An 8252-nucleotide genomic window follows, 5' to 3' on the forward strand; every position below is an offset into this window, starting at 1 on the left:
CTACTCAAAGCGCTCATCCCGCCGATAAGGCAATCTTTCCAAATACTGCAACACAATGCTAAACACCCCAAACTCCTCGCTAACCTTGCCCTGTAGCAAGTAAATTCCCTGCCCTTTGAGCGGAAACTGTTTCATTTCTGTTGGAAAAACCACGGTATTGAAGTACTCACCCTGCTGATCATACCAGGCGTCAAAACCCATTGGTTGTCCCTGTTTGGTTGTAGTGGTTTTGCGACAAATGAAATAACCGAGGATGGAAATGAGGGCATGGACCTGGGTTTTCAGCTGATTCGCCAGGCTCAGCTTCTCTTTTTTGCCATCCAAATAATCCCAATCCAACAAATCAAAAGGAGAGCAAAGCGGGAATTTAAGCAACTCTATTTCATCAAAAGCCTGGTCGAATGCCCCCTCGTGCAGCTCCGGCAGGTTGAAATCTTCGCTGGCACTTTCAAAAAAAGTAGCCGCCTGGACGAAGCTGTTTTTCGGGTTCAGCACCTTGTTTTTTTCCCACATCAGCTGGTATTTGTTCAGGCCGGTGAAACGGAAGGCATTGACCTTGATGAGCAATTCCAGTTGCGATGCAGATATGGGAACCCGGTTGATAAAATCCTCAAGGCTTTTGTAAGGCCCCTGGTATTTGTATTGGTAGACAATCTCCTCGGCCAGGTTTTTTTCCAGTCCCTGGATGAAAACCAGCCCGATGTAGAGGTTTTCACCCTCAATTTTGGCCAGCACCTCACTGTGGTTCACGCAGGGCGCATGCAGGGTAGCACCCAGTTTTTTGGCCTCGTGCAGGTAAATTTCCGTGCGGTAAAAGCCCCCAAAATTGTTGATCACTGCGGTGATAAACTCCAGCGGGTAGTAGGCTTTGAGGTACAAATCCCGGAAAGACAATACCGTAAAAGCTGCCGAATGCGCCTTACAAAAGGAATACCCCGCAAAACTCTCGATCTGGCGCCAGACTTCCTGAGCCAGATCCTCCGGGTGGCCCCGGTCTTTGCTGTTGTTAAAAAACTTACCTTTCAGTTGTTCAAAGGTTTCGGAGTTGCGGCGTTTGCCACTCATGATTTTGCGCAGCACATCACTTTCTCCCAGCGACAAGCCAGCAAAAGCATTGCAAATCTTCATCACATCTTCCTGAAACACCATCACGCCGTGGGTTTCCGCCAAATGTTCCTTAAAACAGGCGTGCAGGTACTCAAAGGCGTAGGGGTGCTTGTGCCGCTGGATGTACTCGCGCATCATGCCCGAGCTGGCTACCCCCGGGCGAATGATGCTGGAAGCAATCACCAGATCGGGGTAATTGTCGCATTGCAACTTGGGCAACAACTCCCGCATGTTGGGCGATTCGGCGTAAAAAACGCCCACCGTATCGCCAGTACGCAGCAGAGCCTTCGCTTTTTCATCGGCGTAGATTTTTTCCATGTCCTCCACATCCACCGCTTTGCCCTGGTTTTCGCGAATGTAGGTGACCGTATCGCGGATGTGTGAAAGCCCACATTGCCCCAGAATGTCAAATTTGTTGAAGCCCCAATCCTCAGCGATGTACATGTCAAAATGAACAATGGGGAAGCCAAAGGGCATCTGCCGGAGGGCCGAGTAGTGATACAGGGGTTGCTCGGCAATGATGACCCCCGAAGGATGCACGGAGAGTTCGTTGGGCATGTTTTCCAGGCGGTGGCCATACTCCCAGATCTTGCGGGCCAGTTCGTGGTGTTCCTCCGGGCTTTGAGGGTTGGCTACAATTTTTTCCATTTCACTTTTGGGCAAACCAAACACCTTACCCAATTCCCACACAATGGAGCGAAACTGGAAGGTATCATAAGTGCAGATGAAGGCCGTATGGTGCCGACCATAACGTTTGAAGAGGTAATCCAAAATGAGTGGGCGCTGGTCAGAAGGAAAATCGACATCAAAGTCGGGCGGCGAACTGCGGTGCTCATTGATGAAACGTTCGAAGTAGAGATTCAGTCCAATCGGGTCTACGTCGGTGATGCCAATGCAGTAGGCCACGATGCTGTTGGCCCCACTCCCTCGCCCCACATGGAAAATGTTGCTGTAGGAGGCGTATTTGATCAGGTCCCACACAATGAGAAAGTAGGCCGTAAAACCCATTTGGTAAATGAGTTTCAGCTCTTTTTCTACCCGGTTTTGGGCCTCACGGTTGCGTTTGTTGTAGCGTCGGCCAAAACCTTCCAGGGCCAGTTTGCGCAGCAGGCCCTGGTCTTCTTCAACACTGCCCGTAAAACAGCGGCGATTGTGGCCCAGGTCTTTTTTAAATTCGATCTGGCAATCCCGCACAATTTGGGCAGTATTCTGGACAATTTCGGGATACAGCTCATACGCTTTGAGCAATCTTTTGATTTCAAAAAGCCGTTCGTAAGGCCCCGCAAAATCCTCTTTTTGCAAGCGGCTGATCAGCTCGTTTTTACCGATGGCCCGTAGCACTTTGTGTAGCTCGTACTCCTCGGCCTCGGCAAAAGTGACCGGAGAAAGGGCTACCAGTTTAGTCGGGTGCTTTTTCAATTCTGAACTGAACAGGCTTTTGACCTGCTCCGGCCGCACCCCGATAAATTCATAGTTGCGGAAATGTTCAAGGGGTTTAACCAAACCGGGGTAAAGGATGAACACATGCTCCATTTTGGGCGGAACAGTCGGCAAGGGTTTTTGATCGATTTGAGAAAGCAGGTGGTTCAACTCGTACCAACCTTGGTTGTTTTTGGCCAGACCGATGTACAGAAGCTGGTGTTTTTCATTCCTGAATTCGATACCTAAAATGGGTTTGATGCCCTGTTTTTTGCAGGCTTCCATGAATTCAAAAGCACCAGACACGTTGTTGATGTCGGTCAGTGCCAGGGCTTTAACGCCTTTAGCCTTTGCAGCTTGCACCAGCGCTTCAGGTGAAAGTGTGCCATAATTTAAACTAAAATGAGTGTGACAGTTGAGATACATCTTCAGGTTACTACATGGTGGATGCCCATTTGATCGCGTGCTGGCCAAAACGGCGGCGCACCCGATCGAGGGCTTGTAACAATTCAATTTCCTGAGGGGTATCTTCGAGGAGGCTGATTTGCAGATTGCCACGCACCAGGCCGGAAAAACGGACGCCAATCAGGCGCACCAATTGCCGCCGGGTGTAGAGGCGATCAAACAAATCCAGGGTACAATCCAGCAGGGTTTGGTCGCTGGAAGTATAGGCGATTTGTTTTTGTTTGTGATAGGTTTGAAAATCGGCGTACCTGATTTTGACCGCCACACAAGAGGTCAGTTTGCCGGAGGTACGCAGATTAAAAGCCAGGATGCTGCACAAGTCGGTAAGTTGGGCTTTCAAAAACCGGACATCAATGGTATCGGTTTGGAAAGTGCACTCTTTGGACAGGGATTTTTCCTCGTGGTAGGGAATCACTCTGGAGCTATCGATGCCATTGGAATGTTCCCACAGGGTGGTGCCGTATTTGCCAAACTCCCGCACCAGAAGCTTGGGGGGAATTTGGCTCAAGGTGCCAATCTTGCGGATGCCCATGTAAACGAGTTTGCGGGCGTACACTTCGCCTACCCCGTGCATTTTGGCAATTTGTAGCGGCGATAAAAAGGGTTTTTCCTGGCCCTGGCCAATCAACAACTCACCACATGGTTTGGCGGCATTACTGGCCATTTTGGACACAAAACGATTGACCGACACTCCGGCTGAAATGGGCAAACCCGACTCCCGGATGATGCGCTGGCGCAACTCTCCCGACCACTTGAACGCGCCAAAATAACGATCGAGCCCGCTGAGGTCTACTTCGAAGTCATCGATGGAGTTTTTGGCAAACACCGGAGCGTATTCGGAAATGATGTCGGTGATCAGTTGTGATTCCTGGCTGTAGGCATCCAAATCGCCGCGCAGGTAGATGGCTTCCGGGCAAAGGCGCTGTGCCATTTTTATGGCCATTCCGGAGCATACGCCGTATTTGCGGGCTTCATAACTGCAGGAGGACACCACCCCGCGGTCATTGCCTCCACCAATCACGATTGGTTTGTCTTTTAAGGCGCTATTGCGCTTGCGCTCAACGGATACAAAAAAGGTATCTGCGTCGAGGTGTAATACGGCTCGGTCAAACATTAGTTTTAAAGCTTTATGGTTGGGGAAGGTAAAACAATTTCTATCTAAAATGCGCGTTTTTGTTTACTTAAACTTAGATTTATTTTATTTTAAAACAAAAAAGATTGAAAAGCGTGGGGTATATGGATAGAGAAAAGACGTATGCTAAGCATTTAAAAAACAGGCAAACCCAAGATGCTGAATCGGGTTGTTCCTGATCTTCAGCACGGATAGATTCCAGGCTGAAATAAATAGAAAATTCCCGTATATTCCCGCTACTTAATCACATTTGGAGACTATGAAAATAACCTACCTCTTGTGCATGATGCTGGTTGCGAAATCGCTTTGTGCCCAAACAGTATCCAATGCCCGGCCCAACATCATTTTCATCCTGACCGATGATCACCGTCACGATGCGCTGGGTTATGCCGGGAATAAGTATGCCCATACCCCCGAAATGGATCAATTAGCCAAGGCGGGGGCCTATTTTAAAAAAGCCATGGTCAGCACCCCGATTTGTGCAGCGAGCCGGGCCAGTATCTTGAGCGGTCTACACGAACGCACCCATAAGTACACCTTCCAGACCGGTAATATCCGGCAGGAGTACATGACGACAGCCTATCCAAAAGTCATGAAGCAAGGGGGCTATTTTACCGGTTTTTTTGGGAAATTTGGCGTGAACTACGATCACTTGGGCGATCTATTTGATGTATATGAAAACTATGACCGCAACAACAACTTCAAGGATAAGCGCGGCTATTTTTATAAAACCCTGGGCAAAGACACGGTCCACCTGACCCGCTACACTGGCCAGAAAGCCATTGATTTTATAGCCCAGGCGCCTCAGGACAAGCCCTTTTGCCTTTCCCTGAGTTTTTCGGCACCACACGCCCACGATGGCGCAGCTGAGCAGTTTTTTTACGATCAACAAACCGCAGGTCTTTTAGAGCATGTAAAGATCGATCCACCACTGCTTGCTGATGACCAGTATTTTGACGCTCAACCAGCGAAGGTTCGTGCAGGTTTTAATCACCTGCGCTGGACCTGGCGTTTTGACGATCCTGAGAAGTATCAACGGATGGTCAAAGGCTACTACCGCATGATTGCAGGTGTAGATCTCGAAATTGGTAGAATTCGCGCACAACTCAAAAAACAGGGCCTGGACAAAAACACCGTGATCATCCTCATGGGGGATAACGGTTACTTTTTGGGAGAACGCCAATTGGCTGATAAATGGCTGATGTATGATCTCTCCGTCCGGGTGCCGCTGATTATTTACGACCCCCGCATCCGCCAACACCAAGATGTGGAAACGATGGCCCTGAACGTGGACATTGCGGCTACCATTGCTGAATTGGGCAAAGTGCCCTTGCCCCAGGATTGGCAAGGCAAGAGTCTTTATCCTTTGTTAAAAAAAGCTGCTCCAAACTTTCAGCGGGATACCATTTTGATTGAACACTTGTGGGAGTTTGAGAACATCCCGCCCAGCGAAGGGGTGCGAACCAAGGACTGGAAGTATTTCCGCTACGTCAATGACAAAGCCTGGGAAGAACTGTATGACCTTAAAAATGACCCCAACGAGGAACACAATTTGGTAAAAAACCCTCAGTCCCAAACTGTTCTGACCCAATTGAGGCGAAGCATCGAGCACTTAATTCAAAAATACCGTGATCCCTATTCCGGTATTCCGAGTGGGCTAAGTGTAGAATACATCCGCCAACCCGCTCAGGTCGCCATCAAGGACCCAAGCCCTGAATATGCCTGGCTGGTACCTCAAGAAGCCGTTGTACAAAAAGCCTATCAAATTTTGGTGGCTAGTTCAAAAAGCCAGATTGACCAAAACTCAGGGGATGTGTGGGATAGCGGGCAAGTACGTAAAAACAGTAATTCCAATATCACCCACCAGGGAACGCCGCTCCAGCCTGGTCAAACTTACTACTGGAAAGTTCGGATTTGGGATCAGGACAATCGTTTGAGTGAGTATTCGGTGGTGCAGTCTTTTGATGTTGGAAGTATGGATGAAAACATCGCCACCCCTAACGCTTTCCAGCTTGAACGGATCAATCCCCAGGTCTTTAAAAAGCTCAGCGATGACACCTATTTCATTGATTTTGGCAAGGATGCTTTTGCCAGTTTATTCCTTCAATACACGCCGAAAAAACCGGACACGCTGACCATTCATTTGGGCGAACAATTGGAGCATGGGCGCATCCAGCGCAAGCCCGAAGGGACGATTCGCTATCAAAAAATCCGCCTGGCCGTTGAGCCCAATACCACCAGGTATGTACTCTCTATCCAGCCTGACAAGCGCAACACAGGCCCGAAAGCCGTCCCCTTACCTGATTCTTTTCCGGTACTGATGCCATTCCGCTATTGTGAAATTGAGAATGCCGCGGAAACCATCAGCGCCGAAGCGGTTACCCAACTGGCTTACCACAGCTATTGGGAAAACGATCAAAGCTACTTTCACAGTTCTGACCCGATTTTGAACCAAATTTGGGAACTGTGCAAATACAGCATCAAAGCCACCACTTTTGCTGGCTTGTATGTAGATGGTGAGCGGGAGCGCATCCCCTATGAAGCGGACGCTTATCTCAACCAGCTGAGCCATTACGCCACGGACCGGGAGTACAGCAATGCTCGCCAAACCATTGAATACTTCATGCATCATCCGACCTGGCCTACCGAGTGGCAATTGCACGTTGCCCTGATGTTTCACGCCGATTACCTGTACACGGGCAATACCGAATTAATTGAAAAATATTATGATGCCCTTAAACACAAAACCCTGCTCGAACTTGATCGTGAAGACGGACTGATCAGCTCCCAATCAGCCAAAAACACGCCCGAATTCATGAAAAAACTAGGTTTTAGCGACCCTAAGGAGGAACTGCGCGACATCATCGACTGGCCGCCCGCCCAAAAAGATACCGGATGGAAACTGGCAACTCCGGAGGGAGAACGGGACGGGTTTGTATTTCGGCCTATCAACACCGTAGTGAATAGTTTTTACTACAAAAACATGGAGGTTATGGCAGAGTTTGCCCACATTCTGGGCAAAACCGACGATGAAGCCGATTTTCAGTTGCGGGCAATGAAGGCAAAGAAAGCCATTAATGACAAATTATTTGATCAAACCAAAGGCTACTACGTAGACGGCGAAGGCACCGACCATGCTTCCCTGCACGCCAATATGATGGCCTTGGCTTTTGGCATCGTGCCCGAAAAATTTCAAAAACCGGTAGCGGATTTCATCAAATCGAGAGGCATGGCGTGTAGCGTCTACGGTGCGCAATACCTGATGGAAGCCTTGTACAATGCCCGGGAGCAAGACTATGCCCTCAAACTGCTGACCGACACAAGTGACCGCAGTTGGTACAACATGATTCGAATCGGGGCAAGCATCACGCTCGAAGCCTGGGACATGAAGTACAAACCCAATTCGGATTGGAATCACGCCTGGGGTGCCGTTCCTGCCAATATCATCCCACGGCACCTGTGGGGTATTCAGCCCAAAACACCGGGAGGAAGTATCGTCAGCATCAAACCACAATTGGGAAAATTGGGCTCTAGCGAGATCAAAGTGCCCTTCCTGACAGGGCTGCTGTCCGCAAGTTACAAGCGGGTGAGCAACGTTTTGCAACGTTATGTTTTTGAGGTCCCCGCCAATATGTCTGTCGAGTTGGCCTTGGGTTTCACGCCTGAGGACACACTTTTGTTGGATGGTCAAAAGGTGAATACAGCTTTTAAAACCCTCCAGTTATCGGCAGGGAAACACGAGGTGGAGCTGAAAGTGAATACGTTTTGAATGAATGATGTTGATGGCACCAATGTGAGGCATAGCTTGGTGGAATCTAGTCATTAAAAGCAAGGATCCAATACTGCAAGCAAACGTGGCGCTAAATTTTCAGGTCACCAAGATGATCTTCACCTGAGCATTCTTTCGTAAATAGAACTGGCCAATTTGAAGTCGCCCATATCAATTATCTCATCCCTAATTTTGTTGAATCCATTCTTCAAATAGAACGACTTAGAGCCTGTAAAAATTTAAGATTTTACAGATGTGAGGAATGAGAAAAAAGGAATCAGCGGTAATTTGGTTGGAGAAAATTTGCAAATATGTACCCAACCAACATCACTGATTCCCAATGGGAAGTTATAAGTTCTT

Annotated in this window: 3 protein-coding genes; 1 reads left to right on the top strand and 2 read right to left on the bottom strand. The window is 48.7% G+C overall.

Annotated elements, in window-relative coordinates; translation table 11 throughout:
* Both ACEW9O_RS25460 and dinB read right to left on the bottom strand, forming a co-directional pair.
* Positions 1 to 2952: a DNA polymerase III subunit alpha gene (locus ACEW9O_RS25460; protein WP_373553043.1), complete on the bottom strand. Its 2952-nt coding sequence runs from the start codon at positions 2950 to 2952 to the stop codon at positions 1 to 3.
* Between the two features lie 10 nt (positions 2953 to 2962).
* The gene (gene dinB / locus ACEW9O_RS25465) at positions 2963 to 4105 is read right to left on the bottom strand and encodes a DNA polymerase IV (protein ID WP_373553044.1); all 1143 of its coding nucleotides are present in this window, start codon (positions 4103 to 4105) and stop codon (positions 2963 to 2965) included.
* A 277-nt stretch (positions 4106 to 4382) separates the two neighbouring features.
* Here dinB and ACEW9O_RS25470 point away from each other — a divergent pair, with 277 nt between their 5' ends.
* Positions 4383 to 7892: a family 78 glycoside hydrolase catalytic domain gene (locus ACEW9O_RS25470; RefSeq protein ID WP_373553045.1), complete on the top strand. Its 3510-nt coding sequence runs from the start codon at positions 4383 to 4385 to the stop codon at positions 7890 to 7892.
* The last annotated feature ends 360 nt before the right edge of the window (positions 7893 to 8252 follow it).

Source organism: Haliscomenobacter sp. (assembly GCF_041740695.1).
GTDB lineage: Bacteria > Bacteroidota > Bacteroidia > Chitinophagales > Saprospiraceae > Haliscomenobacter.

Coding starts and splice junctions, on each gene's coding strand:
- dinB (WP_373553044.1), bottom strand. CDS start 4,105: ATGTTTGACCGAGCCGTATTACACCTCGACGCAGATACCTTTTTTGTA.
- ACEW9O_RS25470 (WP_373553045.1), top strand. CDS start 4,383: ATGAAAATAACCTACCTCTTGTGCATGATGCTGGTTGCGAAATCGCTT.
- ACEW9O_RS25460 (WP_373553043.1), bottom strand. CDS start 2,952: ATGTATCTCAACTGTCACACTCATTTTAGTTTAAATTATGGCACACTT.